Source organism: Blastomonas sp. (assembly GCF_030373265.1).
Taxonomy (GTDB): domain Bacteria; phylum Pseudomonadota; class Alphaproteobacteria; order Sphingomonadales; family Sphingomonadaceae; genus Blastomonas.
On sequence record NZ_JAUCZC010000028.1, the window covers coordinates 1 to 22,529 of the forward strand.

Here is a 22,529-nt window from a genome sequence, read left to right on the forward strand (position 1 = left end):
GCTGGGGGAGGATTTTGGATAGCGCTACCCCACCACCCTCACCGGATCACTCCCGTCCCAGCCCTTGGCCGCGTCCGCGATCATCGCGAAGAACCCGTCGCTGCCGCTGGCCGGCTGCAGCACCTCGATGATCGCCCCCGCGTTGGGCCGGGTTTCCGCAGGCCCGCAATCGGCGTAGATCACCGCGCCGTCCGCCCCCACCTTGCCCTCGACCAGGACAAGCCCGCCGCCCGCCTCGATCGCCGCGCGCGCCGAGGCGATGTCGTCGGTGAGCAGGCAGACATGGTGCATCGCGCCGCCAGCGGGCCGATAATCGCCGCGATAGATCGAGGGTGCGTCATTGTCCTGGCGGATAAGCTCGATCTGCACATCGCCCCATTGCGCCAGCGCGATGGTGAACCGGCAGTCGGACGGCGCGCCCAGGAAACGGCCGTCCTCGAGCACGATGTTCTCCATGACGAAAAACGGACCGACGCCCATGGCCTGCGTCCAGTGCTTGAGCGCCGCGTCGAAATCGAGCGGGACGAACGCAATCTGCATTGGCTTGCCGATGGCGGAAATGGCGGATGCGGTCATGGCGGTGCTCTCCCACTGACTAAACCAATAGTGTTCTTGGCGCGCTGGTTTCTGGCATGATCCCCCAAATTGCCATTGTCCAATTTGGGAGGCCCCATGGCCGAGCGCGATCCATCCGACAGCCTGACGCCCGACTGGGCGGCCTCGCGCAAGCTGCGTGCGCGCGAAATACGGCGCAAGATCGTCGCCAACGTCACCGCCAGGACCACCGACATGGCCGACGGCCCGCTGCCGCTGCACAAGTCGGTCTATACGGGCGAAACCCGGTTCCAGGCCGAGCGCGAGCATCTGTTCCTCGGCCAGCCTCTGGTCGCGGGGCTGACCGGCGACATTCCGGAACCCGGCGATTATCTGGTGTTCGACGCCGCCGGCCCCTCGATCCTGGTGATCCGCGGCAAGGACAACGTCGTCCGCGCGTTTCGCAACCTGTGTACCCACCGCGGCGCGAAACTCGTCGAGGAGGCCGAGCCGTTCACCGGCAAGGCATCGCGGATCTCGTGCCCGTTCCACGCCTGGACCTTCGACAATCTGGGCAAGCTGGTCGGCCAGCCGGGCAAGGCGGGGTTTGCCGATTGCGACATCGGCGCGCGCAACCTGCTCGAACTGCCCTGCACCGAGCATCTCGGGCTGATCTTCGTGCGCGCCTCCGAGGGCGATCCGATCGATGCCGCCGCGCATCTGGGCGACTTTGCCGACCAGCTCGCCTTGATCGAGCTGCACCGCGCTGTGCCGGTGAAGAAGGGCATATTGCATGCGCAATCCAACTGGAAGTTCGCGCTCGATACCTATGGCGAGGGCTATCATTTCGCCGCGCTGCACGCCTCGACCATCGGCCAGACGCATTACAACGACATCTCGGTGCTCGAACGCTTCGGCCGCCACCACCGCATCAGCTTTCCTGACAAGACCGTCGGCGATCTGGTCGGCACCAGTGAGACCGAGTGGCCCGACACCGAATATGGCGGGGTGCATTATCTGTTCCCCAACACCGTGATCTTCTTCGGCGCGGTGACGCCGGGCGTCTATTTCACGCAGGTGTTCCGGCTGTTCCCCGACGGCGTCGGCAAGACCCGCTGCCAGTTCGGCGTCTATGCGCCGTTCGGGATCATCGACGAGGATTATCGCGGCGTCTGCGAGATGGCGTACGATGCCACCGCCGAGGTGGTGCAGACCGAGGACTATCGCGTCGCCAGCCATGGTTTTGCGAACTTGCTGACCGCGCCGGCGGATTTCCACGTCGTCTTGGGCGCGAACGAAAGCGCCCCGCAGGCGGTCCACCAGCACATAGCCGAGGCGATCGGGATGCCGATTTAGTTCAAGCCGGTCCCCCGCGAAGGCGGGGGCCCATCTCCTGCCGGTGCATCTTGGTGCACGCTTAGAAGATGGGCCCCTGCCTGCGCAGGGGACCGGAAAAAACAGAATGCATAAGGAGAGTACCCCATGGAAGATGCGAGCCGGACCTACCCTGCCGACCGCTGCCCGGCGATCACGGTCGACGAGATTCTCGACCTCGACAGCCGCACGGTGCCCGACGAAGTGCGCGGCGACAGCTGGCGCGATCTGGGCACCGAGCCGGTCACCGCCGAGCGCTATACCAGCGCCACGTTCTTCGAGGCCGAGAAGAAGCACATGTGGCCCAATGTCTGGCAGATGGCAGCGCGCGAGGACGAACTGCTGCAGCCGGGCGATTATGTCGTCTACAACAATGTCGGCCGCTCCTATCTGGTGATGCGGCAGGACGACGGCTCGGTGAAGGCCTTCCACAACGTCTGCCTGCACCGCGGCCGCAAGTTGCGCACCGAAAGCGGCTCTGCCGACGACCTGACCTGCCCATTCCACGGCTTTGCCTGGAAGACCGACGGCGCGATCAAGCACATCCCGTGCGAATGGGATTTCACCCACCTCAAGGACCGCGACATGAGCCTGCCCGAATTGCGGGTCGAGCGCTGGCAGGGCTTCATCTTCGTCACCGAAAGCAGCACCCAGCTGTCCTTGCGCGATTATATGGGCGCGGAGGTCTATGACCGGTTCGGCCGCTGGCGGCTTGACGAATGCTATACCGCCTTGTGGATCGGCAAGGTGGTCGATGCCAACTGGAAGGCGGTGTCCGAGGCGTTCATGGAAGCCTGGCACTCGATCGTCACCCACCCGCAGATCCTGCCCTATACCGGCGATGCCAACACCCGCTATTCGATGTGGGGCGACCATGCGAACCTCGCGCTGACCCCGTTCGGCCTGCCCAGCCCGCATCTGGCCGCCGACAACCTCAGCCAGGACGACATCATCGCGGCATTCAGCCGCACCTCGGGTCGCTCGGCCTCGCTCGAGGGGCGCAAACTGGGCGAGGGCGAAACCGCGCGCACCGCAATGGCCGACACCAACCGCGCCAATTACCTCGATGCTTTGGGCTATGACAGCTCGGACATTTCGGACAGCGAGATGCTCGACGCATTCACCTACAACATCTTCCCCAACCTCTCGCCCTGGGGCGGATTCGTGCCCAACATCGTCTACCGCTGGCGGCCCTGGCCCGACCAGAATTCGACGCTGATGGAGGTGCGGCTGCTGGCGCGCAAACCCAAGGACGGCGCCATGCCCGAAGCCGCCGAAATGCGCTTCCTCAGCGCTGACCAACCCTGGGCCACCGTGACCGAATGGGGCGCGCTGGGCGAGGTGTTCGATCAGGACATGGAAAACCTGCCCTATGTGCAGGAGGGCCTGATCGCGTCGGCCAACAACCGCGTCGAGCTCGGCCGCTATCAGGAAGGCCGCATCCGCCAGTTCCACCAGACGATGGACAAATATCTGGCGGGCCAGCTGCCGTGACCGGTTTTCGGGGGGCAGCCGAAGACCAGCTCGCGATCCGCGCGCTGATCGACAGTTACACCGATGCGGTGTTCCGCCGTGATCCCAATGACTGGGGCGATACCTGGACGCAGGATGCACTGTGGAACCTGATGGGCACCGAGGTGCGCGGGCGCGAGGCGATCGTGGGGCTGTGGACGCAGGCGATGGCGGGCTTCCCGTTCGTGGCATTCTTCGCGCAGGTCGGAAGCATTGTTATCGACGGCGATCGTGCGACGGGGCGGGTCTACACCCACGAATATCTCGAACTGGCCGATGGATCGGTCAGCCGCCCGATCGGTCAGTATCTCGACGTCTATGCCCGCACCGCCCACGGCTGGCGCTTTGCCGAGCGGCATTTCCGTGTCCTGAAGGAGACCCATCGCCCATGAGTATCGTCATTGCCGGGGAAGTCGATTTTCCGCCCGAGAACCGCGACGCCGCGCTGGCCGGCGCAAAGGAACTGATCGATATGGCGCTCGCGGAAGCCGGATGCCGCCACTATGCCTGGAGCGCCGATCCGCATGACCCGGGCCGGGTGCACGTGTTCGAGGAATGGGACAGCGCCGACGAATTGCAGGTCCATCTCGAAGGACCCGCCTATCAGGGCATGCTGGGGCACCTCAGCCAGTTCACCATCCTCAACGCCGATACCCGCAAATACCGCTTCGACCTCAAGGAACCGGTCTACGGAGCCGATGGCGTCGCCACCGCGCGCTTCACCTCGGGAGCCGCCGCATGACCGACCTTGCCGGCAAGACCGCGATCGTCATCGGTGCGGCGGGTGACCAGAACATGGGCCAAGTGATCGCGCGCGCGCTCGCCAATGCGGGGGCGAAGGTCATCGTCTCGGGGCGCAAGCGCCAACCGCTCGAGGCGCTGGCGCGCGACATCGGCGGCGAGGCGGTGACGTGCGACCTCACCTCGCGCGGGGATGTCGATGCGCTGTTCGACGGCGTTGCCGCGCGGCACGGCAGCGTCGATATCGCGATCAACGCCACCGGCTGGGGGCTGATGAAGCCCTGGCCCGATGTCACCGACGACGATCTGGCGCAGATGGTCGCGCTGCAGTTCACCGGCGTGCACCATATGCTGAACGCCTGCCTGCGCACGATGACGCAGGGCGGGTCGGTGATCCAGATTTCGTCGGCGACGACGCAGTGCATGATCTTCGACCATGCCGCCTATATCGGCACCAAGGCGGGGTCGGAGGCGCTGATCCGCTGCTTTGCCAACCAGTATGGACCGCAGGGCATCCGCGCCAATATCGTCTCCCCGGGGCTGACCGCGACACCGATGGCGGCGAGCGCGCTGGCCGCGCCCGGGCTCGAGGCAGCGTTCGCAAAGGAGTATCCGCTGGGGCGCATCGGCACGGCGGACGACATTGCGCACACGATCTTGTGGCTGTGCGACGATCGCACCTTCGTGACCGGGCAGAATATCCACGCCAATGGCGGGCTGACGTTGCGGCGCAATCCGCGTCCGGAGGAAATCGCGGCATCCGTAGGGGCAGCGATGGCGGCGATGGCTTCATAACGCTCAAGGCGAATCCGATTGCCCCGGAAGCTGCGCATCTGCTGGCACATTGCAAACGTAACGCTATAGTGCCGCACAATCTGCCCGCGCATTCGGGTCGCAACCAGGGGCCAAGTATCACGTGAAGAAAGCTGCTGTCATCGGGTCCGGATTCGGCGGGCTCGCACTCGCCATCCGCCTGCAATCTGCCGGAATTGCCACCACCGTCATCGAAGGCCGCGACAAGCCGGGTGGCCGCGCCTATTTCTGGGAAAAGGACGGCTTCACCTTCGACGCCGGTCCGACCGTGATCACCGATCCGCCGTGCCTGGAGGAACTCTGGGCGCTTTCGGGCCACCATATCAGCGAGGATGTCGAGCTGATGCCGGTGATGCCATTCTACCGGCTCAACTGGCCCGACGGCACCAATTTCGATTATTCGAACGACGAGGCCGGGCTGCGCGCCGAGATCGAGAAGCTCAATCCTGCCGATGTCGCGGGCTATGAACGGTTTCTCGAATACAGCGCCGGCGTGCACGACGAGGGCTATCTCAAGCTCGGCCACAAGGCGTTTCTCGACTTCGCCAGCATGATCAAGGCCGCGCCCGCGCTGATGAAATATCAGGCCTGGCGTTCGGTCTATTCGATCGTCTCGTCGTTCGTGAAGAACGAGAAACTGCGCGAGGCGCTGAGCTTCCATACGCTGCTCGTCGGTGGCAACCCGATGAAGACCAGCTCGATCTACGCCCTGATCCACAAGCTGGAAAAGGACGGCGGCGTCTGGTTCGCCAAGGGCGGCACCAACCGGCTGATCGCCGGCATGGTCACGCATTTCGAGCGGATCGGCGGCACGATGCGGCTCAATGACCCGGTCACCGAGATCGAGACGATGGGCGACAAGGTCACCGGCGTGGTGACCAAGAGCGGCTGGCGCGACAGCTTCGATGCGGTCGCGAGCAACGCCGACATCGTCCACAGCTATCGCGATCTGCTCGGCAAATCGGGCCGCGGCAAGCGCGCGGCGGCGAGCCTCAAGAAGAAGAAGTTCTCGCCGTCGCTGTTCGTCGCGCATTTCGGCATCAAGGGCGACTGGCCGGGCATTCCGCACCACATGATCCTGTTCGGCCCGCGCTACAAAGGTCTGCTCGACGACATCTATGATAACGGCGTGCTGTCGAAGGACTTCTCGCTGTACCTGCACCACCCGACCGTCACCGATCCCAGCATGGCGCCTCTGGGCCACAGCACCTTCTATGTGCTCTCTCCCGTACCGCATCAGGGCAAGCTGCCGATCGACTGGAAGGAAATGGGGCCGATCTACGAAAAGCGGATCCTCGACGAGATCGGCCACCGGCTGATCCCCGACATCCACGAGCGGATCGTCACCAGCTTCCATTATACACCCGCCGATTTCTCGACCGATCTCAACGCGCATCTGGGCAGCGCGTTCAGCCTCGAGCCGCTGCTGACGCAGAGCGCGTACTTCCGCACCCACAACCGCGATGATGCGATCCCCAATATGTATTTCGTCGGTGCAGGCACGCACCCGGGCGCGGGCATCCCCGGCGTGGTCGGAAGCGCCAAGGCAACGGCTGCATTGATGCTCGAGGATATGCCTTGAACCTTAAATTCCTCCCCCAGCTTGCTGGGGGAGGGGGACCGCCCGCGCAGCGGGTGGTGGAGGGGAAGCGAGGTTGAGCTTCTCTCCAAAACATGCACTATCCCGCTTCCCCTCCACCACTGACCTTCGGTCGGCGGTCCCCCTCCCCGAGACAAGCTCGGGGAGGATTTGAGAACGGAGCACCTGTCATGCACACCGGATCCTGCTTGTGCGGCGCGATAACCTTCACCGTCTCGGCCCTGCTGAAAGCCCCCGACGCGTGCCATTGCGGACAGTGCCGCAAGCAGTCGGGCCATTACTGGGCCTCGACCGACGTCCAGCGCAGCGACCTTTCGATCTCCGGCGAACCCAATATCCGCTGGTATCAATCGAGCCCCAAGGTGCGCCGCGGGTTTTGCGCCAACTGCGGCAGCTTCCTGTTCTGGGACCCGCCGCAGCGCGATTCGATGGCGGTGGCGATGGGCGCGTTCGATGCGCCGACCGATACCCAGTTGCACGTCCACATCTTCACCGCCGACAAGGGCGACTATTACGATATCGCCGACGGCCTGCCGCAGGAGTGACCGTGCGCGTCTGGACCCACCCGGTCTCCTGCGAAGGCAGGAGCCCATCTCCGGACGGCGGCGATATCGGGTGAGGGTAGGAGATGGACCCCTGCCTTCGCAGGGGACCAGAAAATTTGGTGCCGGTGGCAATTCGCCTTTTCGGCAGACCTGTCGAAGGCTAAGCGATCTCGCACAACGCTCGTCTCCGATTGATCCGGGAAACCTTCACCATGACCGCCCCCTTCAAGCGCCTTGCCATCTATTGCGGCTCGGCCACGCCTTCCGACCCCGTCTATATCGAGAACGCCCGCATGGTCGGCGCGACGCTGGCCGGGCGCGGCATCGGCGTGGTCTATGGCGGCGGGCGGCTGGGGCTGATGGGCGCGGTTGCCGATGCCGCGCTTGAGCTGGGCGGCGAGGTGATCGGCATCATTCCCGAAGCGCTGGTCCGTCCCGAAGTCGCGCATGAAGGCTGCACCGAGCTGCACATCGTGCCCGGCATGCACGCGCGCAAGCAGAAGTTCACCGATCTCGCCGACGGCTTTGTCGTGCTGCCCGGCGGGGTCGGCACCATGGACGAATTGTGGGAGGCCATCAGCTGGTCGCAGCTTGGCTATCACACCGATCCGGTCGGGCTGCTCAACATCAACGGTTTCTATGACGCGCTGATCGCGTTCAACCGCCATATGATCGAGGTCGGCTTCATCCGGCCGCAGCACGCCGACATCCTGATCGTCGACGAGACGCTCGACGGGCTGCTCGCCAAGATGGAAGCCTATCAGCCGCACCGGACGATCTTTGCCATGACGGCGGATGACCTTTGATGGGTCTCCCCTCCCCTTTAGGGGAGGGGCTGGGGGTGGGGCTGTGACGTCCTCCCCCACCCCAACCCCTCCCCTAAAGGGGAGGGGCTTTGATCGCGAATCCCTCGTCGCTTACGCCCGCGATTCGATTGCGCGCGGGTCCAAGTCGTTCGCGCTTGCCTCGCAGCTGTTCGATGCGCCCACCCGCGAACGCGCCTGGCTGCTTTATGCCTGGTGCCGCAAGTGCGACGACCTCGCCGACGGCCAGGACATGGGCCATGGCATGAGCGCGGTCACCGATGCGCATGCCCGCACCGCCTATATCCGCGCGCAGACCGAAGCGGCGTTGGCGGGCGAGCCGACCGACGACCCCGCGTTTGCCGCATTGGCCGTGGTTGCCGCCGAATGCCGCCTGCCGCACGCCTATATCTTCGATGTCATCGACGGATTCGATCTCGACGCTGACGAATGGCGCCCGCGCAGCGCAAACGATCTGTATCAATATTGCTATCATGTCGCGGGCGCGGTCGGGCTGCTGATGGCGATCGTGATGGGGGTCGATCCCGACGACGACGCCACGCTCGACCGGGCCTGCGACCTGGGCCTCGCGTTCCAGCTCGCCAATATTGCGCGCGACCTGTCCGAGGACGACAGCGTCGGGCGCTGCTATCTGCCGATGGACTGGCTCGCCGAAATGGACATTCCGCCCGGCCAGCACATGAAACCCTGGTTGCGCCCGCAACTGGTGACGCTGGCGGCGCGGCTTGCCGACCGGTCTGAAGCGCACGAAGCATCGGCGCGGGTGGGGGCGGAAAAGCTGCCGCTGCGGGCGCGCTGGGCGGTGCTCGCGGCAGCGGGAATCTACGGCGATATCGCGCGCGAGGTCCGCAGCCGCGGCGCGGCGGCATGGGACCACCGGGTCATCACCACGCGCGGGCAGAAGTTCGGCTGGCTGGCGCGCAGCGGCTGGCAGGCGACGCGGCGCCCTGATCCGGTGACCCGCGAAGGGTTGTGGACCCGCCCGCGCTGATCAGGCTGCGCGCGTGGCCTTGGAGTGCTCGGCGAGCGGGTAGACCTCGCGATGTTCCATATCGATCCGCTGCGCGAGCGCCTTGAACACGGTGTCGGATTCGCTGCGAAACCTGGCCTGGTTGGCAAGCAGCGCGTCTGCGCGTTTCCACCGGTCGATGAAATCGAGGAAGATGTCGGCGAGCCCGCCCATCTCGCGCCATGCCCGCTCACCAATCGCAGCAACGTGCGGATCGCTGGATTTGCGCAGCGCCGGATAGAGAATCTCGTCTTCCAGCGCGAGATGAATGCGCAGGATGCCGGTCAGCCTCGCCAGCATCAATGTGATCTCCACCGCGCTGGGACGATCGGCGATACAGGCCGAACGGGTCTGGATATCCTGGATGATCGCCAGACACGCTTCGTGCTGGGACTGCAGTTGAGCGATGCGCCACATGATGCGGTGATACCCCGAAGCATCTCGGAAAGAGTGCGGCGTTCAGAATGAGGGCGTCATGCTTAACATTGCCCTAAGCGACCCAATGATGGCCCGAATTTGTCGGATCATCCGATGGATGAACGCTTGCCAGCGAAACTGGTTGCATATAGAAACCCAATATGCGCTGTTTTCCCCTTCCCGCCGTCCAGGCGACGCTTGGCCTGCTGCTATCCTCGCTCGTGCTGGCAACCGGCGGGTGCTCGGATGGAAAGTCCGCGTCTGCGCCCACGGGGACCGAGAAAATCTATCCGGTCACGCTGGCCGTGGTTCGGCCTGCTGCCACATCGAAAGAGATCACCGCAGCCGGCACGGTGCGCTATCGCTACGAGACGCCTTTGGGGTTCACGACCGCAGGCAAGATCGCCAGCATCCGCTTTCAGGAAGGCGACAGGGTGGTGCCCGGCGCGCTGATCGCCGCGCTGGATTCGACCCAGGTCAGTGCCGGGCTGGAAAGCGCCCAAGCCGAACAGCAGCGCGCACAGTCCGAACTCGCCCGCTTCCAGCAGCTCTTCGAGAAGGGCTGGGTCACCCGCGCCCAGCTTGAGCGCAGCGAGGCGGCAGCGCGCGCCGCCGGCGCCCAGGTGAGCAATGCAGGCTTTGCCAGCGGCACCTCGCGCATCGTCGCGCCTTCGGGCGGCATCATCCTGGCGCGCACCGCCGAGCCGGGACAGGTCGTGCTGGCGGGAACGCAGATCGTCGTGCTGGGCGAGACCAGCGGCGGCATGGTGCTGCGCGCGCCGATGATCGACAGCGATATCGGCCGTCTGTCAGCCGGAATGCCCGCGCAGGTAACGCTTTCGGGGCTGCCCGAAGGGAGCATCGAGGGGACGATCAGCGAGATCGACGCCCGCGCCAACCCGGCATCGGGCGCGTTCGAGGTCACCATCGCGCTGCCCGCCAATCCTGCCCTGCGCTCGGGCCAGATCGGCACCGCGCAGTTCCGCGTCGCGGCAGCGCCGGGCGATGCCGGGCTCGCCGTTCCCGCCAGCGCCGTGTTCAACGTGCGCGCGGGCGAAGGCTTCGTCTATCTGCTCGATGCCAAGGCCAATCGGGTGCGCGCGCGTGCGGTGCAGATCGGCAGGGTCGATGATCGCGAGCTGGTGATCACCGGCGGGTTGAAGCCCGGCGATCGGATCGTGGCCAGCGGACTGGGCATGCTGGTCGACGGCGCGCGGGTCAAACCGCTCGCCACCAGCCAGCCCAGCCGCACGCGCCAGCCGGCGCCCGCAGCATCCGCCCGGTGACGCCCCCGGTCCTGCAGGCGCCGCGCGTCCGATGAACCTCGCCGCGTTCACGATCAGCCGGTGGCAGCTCAGCCTGGTGGCGTTCATGCTGCTCGCCGCTCTGGGCCTCACCTCGCTGCTCACCATCCCGCGCTCGGTCGACCCGCATTTCCCGATCCCCGTGATCACGGTGATCATCGCGCTGCCCGGCGCCGACGCTGCCGATATCGAACAGACCATCGCCAAGCCGATCGAGGAGGTGCTGCGCGGCATCGACGATATCGACGAGATCCGCGCGGGCATCACCGACGGCTTTGTCTCGATCACCGCCGAGTTCGACTGGGACGGCGACCCCGACCAGTATTTCAACGACGTCGTGCGCGAGGTCAGCGCGATCCGCAGCCAGCTGCCCGAGGGCATTACCGAGCTGCGCTATCGCAAGGCGCGCACCACCGAAGCGGCGGTGCTCCAGCTCGCGATGGTCAGCGAGACCGCAAGCTGGCGGCGGATGCAGAAATACGCCGAGGACATCCGCGATACCTTCGTGCGCTATCCCGGGGTGCGGAACACCGTGATCGACGGCCTGCCCCAGCCCGAGGTGCAGGTCTCGATCGACAGCCGCCGCCTTGCCGAACTCGGTCTCGCCCCGTCCGCCATCGCCGATGCGCTGCGCCGGGGTGGCGCCGAATTGCCGCCGGGCGCGGTCGAAAGCGCAGGCCGCCGTTTCAATGTCGAGGCCGGCGGCGCCTATCGCGATCTCGAAACCATCCGCAATCTGCCGGTGCGCGCAGGCAACGGCACGTTGCTGCGCATCGCCGATGTGGCGCGCGTCGATTGGGGGAGCGCCGAGCAGCTCTACATCACCCGCTTCAACGGCGAGCGGGCCATCTTCCTCTCGATCCTGCAGAAGGATGGCTATGACGTCATCCGGCTGCGCGATTCGCTCGACGCGGAACTGAAGAACCAGCAGGCAAATTTCCCGCCCGATATCCGCCTCGAGCAGGTGTTCGACCAGAGCCGCGACATCGAATACCGGTTGCGCGAGCTCACCCGCGACTTCTCGATCGCGCTGTTTCTCGTCATCTTCACGCTGCTGCCCCTGGGCTGGCGCGCATCGGTGATCGTGATGATCTCGATCCCGCTGTCGCTGGCCTCGGGGCTGCTGGCGATCAGCGTGATGGGCTTCAACCTCAGCCAGCTCGCGGTCGCCGGGTTCATCGTCGCGCTGGGGCTGCTGGTCGACGATTCGATCGTGGTGACCGAGAACATCGCGCGGCACCTGCGCATGGGCAAGCGCCGCTCGATCGCCGCGATCGATGCCACCCGCGAGATCACGCCTGCGGTGCTCGGTTCGACCGGCGTGCTGATCTTCGCCTTCACCCCCTTGCTGTTCCTGCCCGAAGGCGCGGGCAAGTTCACCCAGTCGTTCATCTACACGATCATCTTCACGGTGTTCGCCTCGCTGGTCATTTCGCTGACCATCATCCCGTTCCTCGCCAGCCGCATCCTCTCGCGCGACGAGGACCCCGAGGGCAATGCGCTGCTGCGCTGGCTGACCCACCAGATCGAGCGCCTGTACCGCCCGATCCTGCACCGCGCGCTCGACATGCCGCGCCGCACCTTATGGGCATCGATGGCGCTCACCTTGTCGGCCTTCGCCCTCATACCCCTGCTCGGCTTCAGCCTGTTCCCGTATGCCGACACCAGCTATTTCCGGGTCACCGTCGATGCCGAGCAGGGCAGCGGGGTCGCGACCACCGATGCGCTGGTGAAAAAGACCGAGGCGGTGCTGGCGCGCGAGCCGGATATCAAGGTGCGCGCGGCCAACACCGGAAGCTCGAACCCGCAGGTGTTCTACAACGTCTTCGCGCTCGACCAGCGGCCCAATTTCGGCGAGGTGTTCGCGGTGATGGAGCGCTGGGACGCGGATGAAAGCCCGCAGATGGTGCAGCGCATCCGCGACCGGCTCGAGCAGATTCCCGGCGCGCGCTTCAACGTCGAACTGTTCCAGAACGGCGCGCCGATCGCCTCACCGGTGGCGCTGCGGATCACCGGCGAGGACCTCGATGTGTTGCGCACGCTCGCCGCCAGGGTCGAGGTGATCCTGCGCACCACGCCGGGCGCGCGCGACGTGATCAACCCCGTGGCCAACAACGGCATCGATCTGGATGTCGGGATCGACGAGGCCAAGGCCGCCTTGCTCAACATCGCGCCGGGCGAGGCGCGCCGCGCGGTCCGGCTGGCGCTGTCGGGTGAGAACGCCGCCGCCTTCCGCGACGAGGAGGGCGACAGCTACCGCGTCGTCGTTCGCCTGCCGATCACTGGCGCCCAGCCGATTTCGGCGCTCGACCAGGTCTATGTCGCCAGCCGCACCGGCGAGGCGATCGCGCTGTCGCAGATCAGCAGCCCCAGGCTGGAGAGCGTGCCGCCGCAGATCCAGCGCTATCAGCTGCAACGCTCGGTCACCGTCACCGCCAACGCCGAGCCCGGCGCGCTGCCTGCCCGGATCAGCCGCGAGGCGATGGCGAAAATCGAAGCGATCAAGCTGCCGGCGGGCTATCGCGTGTCCGCGGGCGGCGAGGCCGAGGCAATCGATACCGTGTTCGGCGGGCTGGGTCCGATCATCCTCATCGCCCTGTTCGGCATCTTTGCGGTGCTGGTCGCCGAGTTCGGCCGGTTCCGCGAGACGATCGTGGTCGCAGGGGTGATTCCGCTGGGCACCTTCGGCGGGTTCATTGCGCTGTTCGTCACCGGATCGTCGCTCAGCTACATGGCGATCATCGGGTTCGTCGCGCTCGTCGGCATCGAGATCAAGAACTCGATCCTGCTGGTCGATTTCACCACCCAGTTGCGCCGCGAGGGCATGGGGCTGCGCGCTGCGATCGAGCGCGCGGGCGAGGTGCGCTTCCTGCCCGTGCTGCTGACCTCGGTCACCGCGATCGGCGGGCTGCTGCCGCTCGCGCTGTTCGGCGGATCGCTCTACGCGCCGCTCGCCAGCGTGATCATCGGCGGGCTGATCTCGTCCACCGTGCTGTCGCGCATCGTCACCCCGGTGATGTATCTGCTGATCGCGCGCGGCGGCGAGAAGGATGACGATGCGAAATCCGCGGCTGCGACGCCGGTTGCCGGTTGAGGAGCTTGTGCAGCGAGCATCGCGCGCTATCTAATCAATCAACGCACCCCATCCGCTCAGCCTGAGCCTGTCGAAGGCCACGCGCCCACGCTGGCCCAATAGCGGGGCCTTCGACAAGCTCAGGCTGAGCGGAAGTGGGGATTGGACCGAAGGAAAAAATGTCATGACGCAACACACCTCCATCCTCGCCGGGGGCTGCTTCTGGTGCACCGAGGCCGTGTTCAACGATGTCGTCGGCGTCAGCAAGGTCGAGAGCGGCTATATCGGCGGGACGGTCGAGAACCCGACCTACAAGGCGGTCTGCTCGGACAGCACCGGCCATGCCGAGGCGATCCGCGTGACCTTCGACACCGAGCAATTGAGCTATGCCGACCTGCTCGATATCTTCTTCGCGACGCACGACCCGACCCAGCTCAACCGCCAGGGCAACGATGTCGGCACCCAGTACCGCTCGGCGATCTTCCCGCTCGATGCCGCGCAGCAGGTCGAGGCCGAGGCCGCGATGAGCCGCAATCAACCCGATTGGCCCGCCCCGATCGTCACCACCATCGAGGAGGCGACCACCTGGTATCCCGCCGAGGATTATCATCAGGAATACTGGAACGGCGAAGGGCAGCGCAACCCTTATTGCCTCGCGGTGATCCCGCCCAAGCTGCAGAAGCTGCGCAAGAGCTTTGCCGCGCGCGTGAAGGGCTGAAGACCCGCGGCTGGCTGCGTTGCGGCGCAGCATTGCCGCCTTGACAGGGTTGCAACGCACTGCAAGTCAGGGCGTTGTCGGGACATAGACAAAAGGATCCAACGTGAAGCCCATCCGCAAGGCTGTGTTCCCGGTTGCCGGTTTAGGCACCCGTTTCCTGCCCGCCACCAAGGCCATCCCCAAGGAGATGCTGCCGGTCGTCGACCGGCCGCTGATCCAGTACGCCGTCGACGAGGCGCGCGAGGCGGGGATCGAACAGATGATCTTCGTCACCGGCCGCGGCAAGAGCGCGATCGAGGACCATTTCGACATCGCCTATGAACTCGAGCACACGATGACCGAGCGCGGCAAGTCGCTCGAGGTGCTCGCGCCTACACGTCTCTCCCCCGGCAACTGCGCCTATGTCCGCCAGCAGGAGCCTTTGGGGCTGGGCCATGCGATCTGGTGCGCGCGCGATATCGTTGGCGACGAACCGTTCGCGATCTTCCTGCCCGATGAATTCATGGTCGGATCGCCCGGCTGCATGAAGCAGATGGTCGATGCCTATGCCACGCTTGGCGGCAACCTGATCAGCGTCCTCGAAGTGCCGCGCGAGGCGGTGTCGAGCTATGGCGTGATCGCCCCGGGGCGTCAGGATGGCGCGATCACCGAGGTCACCGCGCTGGTCGAAAAGCCCAAGGTCGAGGATGCGCCGTCCAACCTGATCATTTCGGGCCGCTACATCCTGCAGCCCGAGGTCATGCGGACCCTGGAAAACCAGGGCAAGGGTGCGGGCGGAGAGATCCAGCTGACCGACGCCATGGCGCGGATGATCGGCACCCAGCCGTTTCACGCGGTGACCTTTGCCGGCAAGCGCTATGACTGCGGATCGAAGGCGGGCTATGCGCAGGCCAATCTTGCGGTGGCGCTGGACCGCGAGGATATCGGTCCGGAAATCCGCGCCTTCGCGCTCGACCTCTTGAAATAGCGGTTCAGCATCGGCTCAGCCGCTCTATAGCAGGCAGGCGCGTGCCCGCATGACCTTGCGCGCCGGAGGACCGATTCGATGAAGGCCGCTTATCTCATCCTGCTGCTGGCACCGCTGGCGCTGTCGGGCTGTATCGCCAGCGCCGTGGGCACGGTGGTCACCGCGCCGGTGAAGATCGTCTCCAAGGGCGTCGACTGGGCGACCACCAGCCAGTCCGAAGCCGACGAGAACCGCGGCCGTGCGATGCGCAAGGCCGAGGAGCGGATGGGCAAATTGCAGCGCCAGCGCGACAAAGCCTGGCGCAAATGCTATGACGGCAACGAGCGGGCGTGCGCCGAGGCGCAGTCGTTCCAGGACGAGATCGACGAGGAAATGGCCCGCTTCAACTGATCTGCGGATGTTCGCGCGCTGAGCGCATCGCAACACTGGCCAAGAATCGCCGAAGCCGATAAGGGCAATGCTGCGCCGCAGCGATTGACCGCGGCAGCGTTGATGAAAGGCCTCGATTTCCCATGGATGGACAGCAGCTTTTTTTCCTGATCGCCGCTTTGGTGATCGTTGCTATGATCGTGATCTGGGCGCTGGTCGGGCGCAAGGGCGGCACTGGCACGTCCGGGCACGACGACCATGGCCATCACGACACCGCGCACGGCCATGAACCCGCCGCGGTCGAGCCACCGCCGACCATCGTCCCGACGATGGGCGCCGCGCTTGATCCGACCGTCGCTGCGCTCTCGACCGCGGATGTCGACGCGCAGATTGCCGCTCAGGCGCAGGAAGCCGCCGCCAGCGGCACGCCGCGCATCGCAGCAGCCGTCGGCGATCCCGACGACCTGCGCAAGATCAAGGGCATCGGCCCCAAGCTCAACACCCTGCTGGGGGAGCTGGGCGTCGCCCGCTATGACCAGATCGCCGCCTGGACCGCCGCCGACGTCGCCGAGGTCGATCCGTATCTGGGCAGCTTCAAGGGCCGCATCGTCCGCGACAACTGGATCGAGCAGGCCGGCTTCCTGGCCAAGGGCGACATCGCCGGGTTCGAGGCGAAGTTCGGAAAGCTGTAAGGGTCGGGAGGTTCGGTCTTACCACCCCCCGCTCAGCCTCCCGTATTTTCGAGCCCCAACAAAAAGGGCCGGGTCATCGTAGGATGACCCGGCCCTTTTGCTATCGATCGATCCGATCAGATCAGGCCAGAGCGGCCTTGAGCTTGTCGGCGAGGTCGGTCTTCTCCCAGGGGAAGAAGTCGCCTTCGGGCTTGCGGCCGAAGTGTCCATAAGCGGCCGACTTTTGATAGATCGGCTTGTTGAGGCCGAGATGCTCGCGGATGCCGCGCGGCGTCAGACGCACGAGCTGCGGCAGCACCGCCTCGATCTTGTCGTCGGCGACCGTACCCGTGCCGTGGGTGTCGACATAGAGCGACAGCGGCTCGGCGATGCCGATGGCATAGGACAGCTGGATGGTGCAGCGGCGCGCGAGGCCGGCAGCGACGATGTTCTTGGCCATGTAGCGGCTGATATAGGCTGCCGAGCGGTCGACCTTGGTGGGGTCCTTGCCCGAGAACGCGCCGCCGCCGTGCGGCGATGCGCCGCCGTAGGTGTCGACGATGATCTTGCGGCCGGTCACGCCGGCATCGCCATCGGGACCACCGATTTCGAAACGGCCGGTCGGGTTGACGTAGATCTTGGTCTCGTCGGTGATGAAGCCTTCCGGCAGCACGTCGTGCATCACGCCGACGACATAGTCGTACAGCGCCTGATACTTGTCGGCATCGCCCTGGCCTTCGTGCCAGTAATAGCCGGGAGCATGCTGGGTCGAGACGACCAGAGCGGTGGCGCGCACCGGCTTTTCGTTGTCATACGCGAGCGTCACCTGGCTCTTGGCGTCGGGCTCGAGGAAGTCGACGACCTTGTTGTGGCGGTCTTCGGCCATCTTCTGCAGGATCTTGTGCGAGTAATCGAGCGTGGCGGGCATCAGGTCTTCGGTCTCGTCCGAGGCATAGCCGAACATGATGCCCTGGTCGCCTGCGCCTTCGTCCTTGTTGTCCTTGGCATCGACGCCCTGCGCGATTTCCGAGGACTGGCCGTGCAGATGGTTCTCGAAGCTGAAGGTTTCCCAGTGGAAGCCGTCCTGCTCATAGCCGATCCGCTTGACGGTGGCGCGCACCGTCTTTTCGATTTCGTCGAGCGCGCCGGGAGCCCATTCGCCATTTTCGTAGACGCCCTTGCAGCGGATTTCACCGGCCAGCACGACGCGCTGTGTGGTGGTCAGCGTTTCGCACGCGACACGCGCATAGGGGTCCTTGGACAGGAACAGATCGACGACCGAGTCGGAGATCTGGTCCGCAACTTTGTCGGGATGGCCTTCGCTGACCGATTCGGAGGTAAAGAGGAAGCTCTTGCGCATGGGTCGCCTTCTTGCTGGGGCATGCCGGAGAACCTCCCGGCAGGCACATATAAAGATTTCCTTATATGATCGCCCTTAACGGCGGAATGCCCGCAGCGCAACCGCCAACAGCAGGAGCGCGCCCGCAAACATCACCGACAGCAGGTTGCCCCAGGTGGCAAACAGCGTCGGCGGATGCGCACGCGGCATAAGCGCATCGATATGCCCCGCGGTGCGGTGCGGGATGCTGTGCAGCAGCCTGCCATCGGCATCGATCACGGCCGATATGCCGGTCGGTGTCGAGCGGATCACCGGCACGCCTTCTTCGAGCGCGCGCAGCCGGGCCTGCGCCAGATGCTGCGGCGGGCCCCAGGGGCCGAACCACGCATCGTTGCTGGGGTTGAACAGGAAGCCGGGACGGTCGGCCGCATCGACCACTTCGGCTGCAAAGATGATCTCATAGCAGATCTGCAGCCCCATGTTCCCGAACGCACCCAGGTCGAGCGTCTGCGGGCCAGGGCCCGGGGTGAAGCCGATCGTGCCCGGCACCAGCCGCGACAGGCCGAGCTGCCCCAGGATATTCTCGTAAGGCAGATACTCGCCGCCGGGCACCAGATGGCTCTTGTCGTAGCTGCCCAGGATCTCGCCATCGCTCGACAGCGCGAACACGCTGTTGGCGGCAGCGACCGCCTGGCCGTTGGCATCGAAGTCCAGCTTGACCCCGCCGGTGATCAGCACATCGCCGTCATTGAGCGTCCCGGTCACACGGGCGCGGACGCCCGCGGCGGTTTCGGGATAGGTGTAGCGGCGCGGATAGCCGTCCTCGAGAAAGTCCTCGATCGCAGCTTCGGGCCAGAAGACGATCCGCGGGCGCGGCGCGCTGCGATCGATCGTCTGGCGGGTCAGCCGCGCGAAGTTCTGCGCGGCAGCGACGGGATCGTATTTGTCGCTCTGGTCGTTGTTGGGCTGCACCACGGTGATCGGCGTATCGGTCAAGCCGGCAGGCGCGCTCTGGCTGAGCCAGCCTGCCCCCGTCACCGCACCGACCCCCGCAAGCAGCGCCAGCGCGGGCACGATCTGCCGCCGCGCCAGCAGGCACAGGCCGCCCGCCGTCAGCATCACCAGCGCGCCCAGCCCGTAGGTCCCGATCAGCCGCGAGGCCCAGCCGGCCTCCAGCGCGATCACGCCCAGCGGGTTCCAGGCAAAGCCGGTGAACAGCCAGGCGCGCATCCATTCGGACACCAGCCACAATGCGGCAAAGGCGAGAACCAGCACCGCCGAGGCCTGCCCGCCCTCGCGGGGCGCCAGCCATCTGGCGAGCATCGCCGCCACGCCTGGAAACAGCGCGAGATACAGCGACAGCCCGACCACCGCGACCCAGCCCAGCCAGGCCGGCATCGCATCCTGATAGGTAAAGGCGATCGCGATCCAGTTGAGCCCGATCGTAAACTGCCCGACCCCGAAGGCCCAGCCGCGCGCAAACGCGCTGCGCCGGGTTGGCGCATGGGCAATCAGGTGGAGCAGCAGCGCATACGCCGCCAGCGTGACGGGCCACAGCCCCAGAGGTTCAAAGCCGGTGGCGGACAGGCCGCCCGCGAGCAATGCGAGCAATCGGGGATAGCGCAGGATCATGGGACTGAGCCTATGCCCGCCCGGCGATAGCCTGACAATCGGCGTTGCAACGCCGCTGTCATATCCCGGCGCCTTTTCGGGCGCAAAATCAGGTGACAGCCGCGGGGCCGATCCCCATAAGCTGCCGCATGAAAAGCCTGTTCCTGCTGCTGGCGAGCTTGCAGACCGCCACCGTCCCTGCTGCCGAGCCCGCAATCCCCCCGGCCGCCCCTGCGCTTTCGGCGCCGACGCTGACCCCGGCGCAGCGCCAGGACCTGACCTGCGCGGCGGCGTTTGCGATCATCGCATCCGAACAGGCGCGCGGGGTCACCTCGGCGCTGGCCTATCCCACGCTCGTCATCCGGGGCCGCACCTATTTCGTCGCCACCGCCGAGCGCATCGTCACCGAAACCGCAACGAACGACGACGCGGTCGGCCTCGCGCTGACGCAGATCGTCGAGGATTTGCAGGCCGAAGCCGCACAATCCAACGACCCTGCCGGCGTCGTCGACGCGGTGATGACCCCGTGCCTTGCCAAGCTCGACGCTGCGGTTCCGCTGCTGCCGCCGCCATCGATGCTGCAATGCGCAATCTACCTGCAGCTCGCCGCTGACGAGGTCGGTGCCCGAGAAGGCGACTCGGCATCGGCGCGCGACCTCAAGACGCTGGCCACCGTGCTCGAAGCGCGCGCCCGTGACGAGATGCGCGACGAGGGGCTGAGCGGCAACGAGGCCGACCAGCGCTTCATCGAGACCCGAGAGGCGATCGACGCGCGCGAAAAGGCACGCGATTCCGACGACGATGCCGCCGACGTCGATTTCGAACACTGCTTCACGCTGGCAAAACCCGCCGAAAAGCGCTGACCCATTGCGGCACAGCAGCGTGGGTCGCCCTGTCAAATAATTGGCGCAATGTGTCACCCGGGCTGACGGCTTTACGCATCGTTAACGATTTACCCCTAAATCGTTAACCCAAGGCGGTAACGACCGTCGGGGCAAATAAACGGGGCACATCACATGGAATCGCTGGACGCACTGGCAATGGCAGACATGATCGTGGGCAACAGCACCGCGATCCGCGAAGTGCGGGGACTTGTCCGCTTTGCTGCCGAAACCCGCGCCTCTGTCCTGATCACCGGCCCTTCGGGCACCGGCAAGGAACTGGTCGCGCATGCGCTGCACCGCGCATCGGCCCGCGCCGCCGCACCGTTCATTGCGGTCAACAGCGGTGCCATCCCGCGCGAACTGATCGAATCGGAGCTGTTCGGACACGAGAAGGGCAGCTTCACCGGCGCGATGGCGCGCCGCATCGGCCATTTCGAAGCCGCGCATGCCGGCACCCTGTTCCTCGACGAGATCGGCGAAATGCCGCTCGACATGCAGGTCCGCCTGCTGCGCGTGCTCGAGGACCACAAGGTCCGCCGCATCGGCAGCAATGACGACGTCAACGTCGATGTCCGCCTGATCGCAGCGACCCACCAGTGCCTGGAAAGCGCGATCGCCGATGGCCGGTTCCGTGCCGACCTTTTCTACCGCCTCAACGTCCTTCCGATCGAACTGCCTTCGCTGGCCGAGCGGGTCGAGGACGTGCCGGTGCTGGTCGAGCATTTTCTGTCGCGCGGCTTTGCCAGCGACAACCCTCCGGTGTTCACCGATGGAGCGCTCGCCATCCTGATGGCGCACGACTGGCCGGGCAATGTCCGCGAACTCAAGAATCTGGTCGAGCGCGCCGCGGTGTTCTTCCGCGGCATGGATGTCGGCCGCGACCAGATGGCGATGCTGCTGCGTCCTGCCCGCTCGGCCCGGCCCGCTGCCGTCGCCGCGCCCGTGGCGGTCGACCTGCCCGAGAATGTGGTGGCAATCGCCGCGAGCCCGCGCTTTGCCCGCCCGATGGATCTGCGCGAGCACCTGCAGAACGAAGAGAAGCGCGTGCTGATCGAGGCGCTCGAATCGACCGGCGGCGTAGTCTCCGCCGCGGCCCGCCTCGTCATGCTCCAGCGCACGACCTTTGTTGAAAAGATGAAGCGCTACCAGATCGGTCGCGAAATGGCGCTGAGCGCCTGAGAACGAGCCTCTCCCCTCCCGTTTACGGGAGGGGTGGCTGAGCCGAAGGCGAAGACGGGGTGGGCCTGCGCCAACGTCGTGCTTTAAGGCCCACCCCGGTTCAGCAAGCTGAACCTGCCCCTCCCGCAGGCGGGAGGGGAGAGTTTCTCTAAAAATCCGCCTCTTCGTAATGCGAGGGCGGCTTGATCACTTCCATCCGTTCGGCCAGCAACGGACGAAAGGAAGGCCGGGATTTGAACTTTCGATACCAGTCTGCGGTCTGCGCGTGCGCCAGCCAGTCGATCCCGCCCAGATAATCGGCGATCGAGATGTGCGCCGCAGCGGCCAAGTCGGCCAGGCTCATCGTCGCACCGCCGATCCAGGCATTGTGATCGAGCAGATAGTCGATGTAATCGAGATGGGTGTTGGCCAGCCGCATCGCCTCGCGCAGCACGCGGCCATCGGGCGGCTGGCGATAGATCAGCCGCTTGCGCATCCGCTCGTGCATCAACGGGGCGACGACATCACCGAAAAACTGCTCATCGAACCACGCCACCAGCCGCCGGATTTCGGCACGGTTGTCGGCGGACCCGTTGATCATCGGATTCTTCTCGACGGTTTCCTCGAAATACTCGCAGATCGCCCAGCTGTCGCACAGGGTCTGGTCGCGGTCGCGGTGCCGCATCACCGGGGTGCGCCCGGCAGGGTTCATGTCGAGGAACTCGTCGCGCTGTTCCCAGGGTGATTCGCGCACCAGCTCATAGCCGATGCCCTTTTCACCCAGCAGCAGGCGGACTTTTCGCGAAAACGGACACAAGGGAAACTGGAACAACTGCCACATGCCATTATCCATGCCTTAGCAACAGGCAGGCGTCCACCGCCGCGAGCAGGCGCACGGCGATTTTCCCGGTGGAAAAGCCATTCGATGGGCGAGCCGGCCAAGCTGCACGCCAGATGAACGAATTGTCATTATATTACGACCAACCGCAGCAATCTATCGACTGACAGCATCTTTCGTTCAGCTTGCAGTCCGGCTCCACACGCTATTCGGGGCGGGCGTCGGCGT

Annotated in this window: 22 protein-coding genes; 17 read left to right on the forward strand and 5 right to left on the reverse strand. The window is 65.4% G+C overall.

Annotated features, from left to right (window positions below; all coding sequences use genetic code 11):
- Positions 1-24 precede the first annotated feature (24 nt).
- Positions 25-576, reverse strand: coding sequence for a VOC family protein (locus QUV11_RS14390; protein WP_300883586.1), 552 nt, complete (start codon positions 574-576; stop codon positions 25-27).
- Between the two features lie 96 nt (positions 577-672).
- On the opposite strand from QUV11_RS14390, the gene QUV11_RS14395 reads away from it, so the two are divergent.
- The 9 genes from QUV11_RS14395 (at position 673) to QUV11_RS14435 (ending at position 8,934) form a co-directional block, all read left to right on the forward strand.
- On the forward strand, positions 673-1,890 hold the full coding sequence (locus QUV11_RS14395; protein WP_300883587.1) for an aromatic ring-hydroxylating dioxygenase subunit alpha: 1,218 nt from the start codon (positions 673-675) through the stop codon (positions 1,888-1,890).
- A gap of 126 nt (positions 1,891-2,016) precedes the next feature.
- Entirely contained in the window at positions 2,017-3,402 is a 1,386-nt protein-coding gene (locus QUV11_RS14400) for an aromatic ring-hydroxylating dioxygenase subunit alpha (protein WP_300883588.1), read from the forward strand.
- A complete protein-coding gene (locus QUV11_RS14405; RefSeq protein ID WP_300883589.1) occupies positions 3,399-3,812 on the forward strand; it encodes a nuclear transport factor 2 family protein in 414 nt (137 codons plus the stop codon). The genes QUV11_RS14400 and QUV11_RS14405 overlap by 4 nt, the downstream gene beginning before the upstream one ends.
- Positions 3,809-4,162 carry a putative quinol monooxygenase gene (locus QUV11_RS14410; RefSeq protein ID WP_300883590.1) on the forward strand — a complete coding sequence of 118 codons (354 nt, stop codon included), beginning with the start codon at positions 3,809-3,811 and terminating at the stop codon, positions 4,160-4,162. The genes QUV11_RS14405 and QUV11_RS14410 overlap by 4 nt, the downstream gene beginning before the upstream one ends.
- Positions 4,159-4,956, forward strand: coding sequence for an SDR family oxidoreductase (locus tag QUV11_RS14415; protein ID WP_300883591.1), 798 nt, complete (start codon positions 4,159-4,161; stop codon positions 4,954-4,956). Before QUV11_RS14410 ends, QUV11_RS14415 begins: the two co-directional genes overlap by 4 nt.
- A gap of 121 nt (positions 4,957-5,077) precedes the next feature.
- On the forward strand, positions 5,078-6,556 hold the full coding sequence (locus QUV11_RS14420) for a phytoene desaturase (protein WP_300883592.1): 1,479 nt from the start codon (positions 5,078-5,080) through the stop codon (positions 6,554-6,556).
- Positions 6,557-6,744: 188 nt separating this feature from the next.
- Positions 6,745-7,119, forward strand: a complete 375-nt coding sequence (locus QUV11_RS14425; protein WP_300883593.1) for a GFA family protein — start codon at positions 6,745-6,747, stop codon at positions 7,117-7,119.
- A gap of 212 nt (positions 7,120-7,331) precedes the next feature.
- Positions 7,332-7,925 (forward strand): TIGR00730 family Rossman fold protein, encoded by a 594-nt coding sequence (locus QUV11_RS14430; protein WP_300883594.1) that lies wholly within the window; start codon positions 7,332-7,334, stop codon positions 7,923-7,925.
- 43 nt (positions 7,926-7,968) lie between these two features.
- Positions 7,969-8,934: a phytoene/squalene synthase family protein gene (locus QUV11_RS14435; RefSeq protein WP_300883595.1), complete on the forward strand. Its 966-nt coding sequence runs from the start codon at positions 7,969-7,971 to the stop codon at positions 8,932-8,934.
- On the opposite strand, the gene QUV11_RS14440 is transcribed toward QUV11_RS14435, so the two are convergent.
- Entirely contained in the window at positions 8,935-9,369 is a 435-nt protein-coding gene (locus QUV11_RS14440) for a hemerythrin domain-containing protein (RefSeq protein ID WP_300883596.1), read from the reverse strand.
- A 161-nt stretch (positions 9,370-9,530) separates the two neighbouring features.
- Here QUV11_RS14440 and QUV11_RS14445 point away from each other — a divergent pair, with 161 nt between their 5' ends.
- From QUV11_RS14445 to QUV11_RS14470, 6 genes are all read left to right on the forward strand, one after another.
- On the forward strand, positions 9,531-10,655 hold the full coding sequence (locus tag QUV11_RS14445) for an efflux RND transporter periplasmic adaptor subunit (protein ID WP_300883597.1): 1,125 nt from the start codon (positions 9,531-9,533) through the stop codon (positions 10,653-10,655).
- A 31-nt stretch (positions 10,656-10,686) separates the two neighbouring features.
- Positions 10,687-13,767 carry an efflux RND transporter permease subunit gene (locus QUV11_RS14450; RefSeq protein ID WP_300883598.1) on the forward strand — a complete coding sequence of 1,027 codons (3,081 nt, stop codon included), beginning with the start codon at positions 10,687-10,689 and terminating at the stop codon, positions 13,765-13,767.
- A 163-nt stretch (positions 13,768-13,930) separates the two neighbouring features.
- Complete coding sequence (gene msrA / locus QUV11_RS14455; RefSeq protein ID WP_300883599.1) at positions 13,931-14,464, forward strand: peptide-methionine (S)-S-oxide reductase MsrA; 534 nt, start codon at positions 13,931-13,933, stop codon at positions 14,462-14,464.
- Between the two features lie 103 nt (positions 14,465-14,567).
- Positions 14,568-15,431 carry a UTP--glucose-1-phosphate uridylyltransferase GalU gene (gene galU, locus QUV11_RS14460; protein ID WP_300883600.1) on the forward strand — a complete coding sequence of 288 codons (864 nt, stop codon included), beginning with the start codon at positions 14,568-14,570 and terminating at the stop codon, positions 15,429-15,431.
- Between the two features lie 78 nt (positions 15,432-15,509).
- The gene (locus QUV11_RS14465) at positions 15,510-15,821 is read left to right on the forward strand and encodes a hypothetical protein (RefSeq protein WP_300883601.1); all 312 of its coding nucleotides are present in this window, start codon (positions 15,510-15,512) and stop codon (positions 15,819-15,821) included.
- A 122-nt stretch (positions 15,822-15,943) separates the two neighbouring features.
- Positions 15,944-16,492, forward strand: a complete 549-nt coding sequence (locus QUV11_RS14470; protein WP_289618883.1) for a hypothetical protein — start codon at positions 15,944-15,946, stop codon at positions 16,490-16,492.
- A 121-nt stretch (positions 16,493-16,613) separates the two neighbouring features.
- Here QUV11_RS14470 and metK read toward each other — a convergent pair whose 3' ends face one another.
- Both metK and lnt read right to left on the reverse strand, forming a co-directional pair.
- Complete coding sequence (gene metK / locus QUV11_RS14475; protein WP_300883602.1) at positions 16,614-17,831, reverse strand: methionine adenosyltransferase; 1,218 nt, start codon at positions 17,829-17,831, stop codon at positions 16,614-16,616.
- Positions 17,832-17,906: 75 nt separating this feature from the next.
- Positions 17,907-19,442: an apolipoprotein N-acyltransferase gene (lnt, locus tag QUV11_RS14480; RefSeq protein ID WP_300883603.1), complete on the reverse strand. Its 1,536-nt coding sequence runs from the start codon at positions 19,440-19,442 to the stop codon at positions 17,907-17,909.
- Between the two features lie 128 nt (positions 19,443-19,570).
- Between lnt and QUV11_RS14485 the strand changes: the two genes are divergently transcribed.
- Both QUV11_RS14485 and QUV11_RS14490 read left to right on the forward strand, forming a co-directional pair.
- Entirely contained in the window at positions 19,571-20,284 is a 714-nt protein-coding gene (locus QUV11_RS14485) for a hypothetical protein (RefSeq protein WP_300883604.1), read from the forward strand.
- 153 nt (positions 20,285-20,437) lie between these two features.
- Positions 20,438-21,484 (forward strand): sigma-54-dependent Fis family transcriptional regulator, encoded by a 1,047-nt coding sequence (locus tag QUV11_RS14490; RefSeq protein WP_300883605.1) that lies wholly within the window; start codon positions 20,438-20,440, stop codon positions 21,482-21,484.
- A gap of 148 nt (positions 21,485-21,632) precedes the next feature.
- Here the strand turns inward: QUV11_RS14490 and QUV11_RS14495 are convergent, their stop codons facing one another.
- On the reverse strand, positions 21,633-22,304 hold the full coding sequence (locus tag QUV11_RS14495) for a glutathione S-transferase family protein (protein WP_054135089.1): 672 nt from the start codon (positions 22,302-22,304) through the stop codon (positions 21,633-21,635).
- Positions 22,305-22,529: the final 225 nt, after the last annotated feature.